The 1588-nt window shown below is 59.0% G+C and carries 1 protein-coding gene; it reads right to left on the bottom strand.

The genetic code is table 11. The features are described 5' to 3' along the window. Nucleotides 1-199: 199 nt before the first annotated feature. On the bottom strand, nucleotides 200-1246 hold the full coding sequence (locus FHT02_RS21265) for a serine hydrolase (RefSeq protein ID WP_221239636.1): 1047 nt from the start codon (nucleotides 1244-1246) through the stop codon (nucleotides 200-202). Between the last annotated feature and the right edge of the window lie 342 nt (nucleotides 1247-1588).

A 1588-nucleotide genomic window follows, 5' to 3' on the forward strand; every position in this document is an offset into this window, starting at 1 on the left:
GCACGAGGTCAGGTTCGACCCCGATCCAGGCATCGTACGTGAAGGGGCTGTCATTCCATCTGCTGTCGAAACGCAGCCGCCGCGATACACCATCTATTGGCCAGCCAGCTGTGTTAGCTGCCGCTAATGACGCGCTCATGTCTCCGGAGAGCGAAGCTCCGCCTGTCTGAGACTGGGCGTCGCGCAGCCAAGTCGGCCATCATCGTTCATCGGGACCGGGGTAGGCTAGCGAAGGCTCCACCAAGCCGACAACGAACTGCCCGATGGTGTCAGGTTGACTGTGCTCCGCGTCAAGATTCGTGAGAACGGCAACGCTTATCCCGGCATCCACATATCGGCCGAAGTATGAAGTGAAACCCTGCCAGGCGCCGTCGTGTTCGACGATCAGTTGCGATCCAGCGTGTCGTACAAACCAGCCGAGACCATAGCCTTCCGCCGGGGCGGCTCCGGCGATCGCAGCCGGCGTCCACATCTGGCGCAGGGTCTCGGGTTTCAGAATCGAAGCCTGACACAAGGCGCGGTCCCAGAGTTCCAGATCGCGGATGGTGAGGTAAAGAGTTCCATCGGCCGTAGAGTTGAACGTGGGAGAAACCCACTCCTGGTTGTAGAGCTTTCCTCCTCGAAGCTCGTACCCGGCAGCCCGATGCGGCACGATTTCTCGGTCCGATATGACGCGAGACGCCGCCATCCTCAGCCGTCCGAAAACCTCCTGTTTGAGCATGTCGCCGTAGAAAGCGCCGGTAACCTGGCGGATCAGTGCGCCAAGCACAAGATAGTTGGCGTTCCGATATGACCAGCGTTGTCCTGGCGCAAACTCTAGGGGCAATTCGGCTACGCGTCTGACAAGCTCGTCCTCGGTGAAGTCTTGTCGGAGGTCAAAAAGCCCACCAGACTTGGTCAAATCGCCGCTGTCATAGTCGGAAAGACCGGATGTATGGGAAAGCAATTGCCCGACGGTGATGGCCTGCCACGACTCTGGAAGTTTCGGGAGATGATGACGAATACTGTCTTCGAGCCGGAGTTTTCCCCGTTCGACTAGCATCATGATCAGCGTGGCAGTGAAGGATTTCCCGATCGAGCCAGACTGCATGACCGTATCAGGCTTGCTCGGCACATTGTGCTCAACGTTTGCCAAGCCATAGCCCTTAAGCAGGATGGCGTGACCCTGACGATAAACGCCCAGCGTCAAACCGGGGATGTGCTGCCGGGACATTTCCGCGTGGATGTACTGGTCGATGCCACGCACTTGGGACTCTGTAAGTGCCGCCGTGGCGCCTGGTTGACACAGAGCCGAAGCGGCTAAAATGGTTGATAGCATCTTGGAGCTCGCTTCGCAGATCGACCGGTAGCAGTCGCGGTAGCGCTTGCAGCTCGGATGTCCAACGATGGCTCACGGGAGATTCGATCGATGCAGCTGGCGGACGCCCCATCAGCGCTTCGCGATGAACGAGTGACCGGTCTCGGGCGACGCTGCGCGCAAGCTGAACGGCCGACTTCTCTATCGCGGCTTGAGTCAACAGGCGAAGGCTACTCTCCGCTGCCGCAAGGGCACCGGTGTGGTGGATTGGGAAGCGACAATACATTACTG

Origin of the sequence: Sphingomonas xinjiangensis (assembly GCF_014199255.1) — a bacterium.
Lineage (GTDB): Bacteria > Pseudomonadota > Alphaproteobacteria > Sphingomonadales > Sphingomonadaceae > Sphingomonas > Sphingomonas xinjiangensis.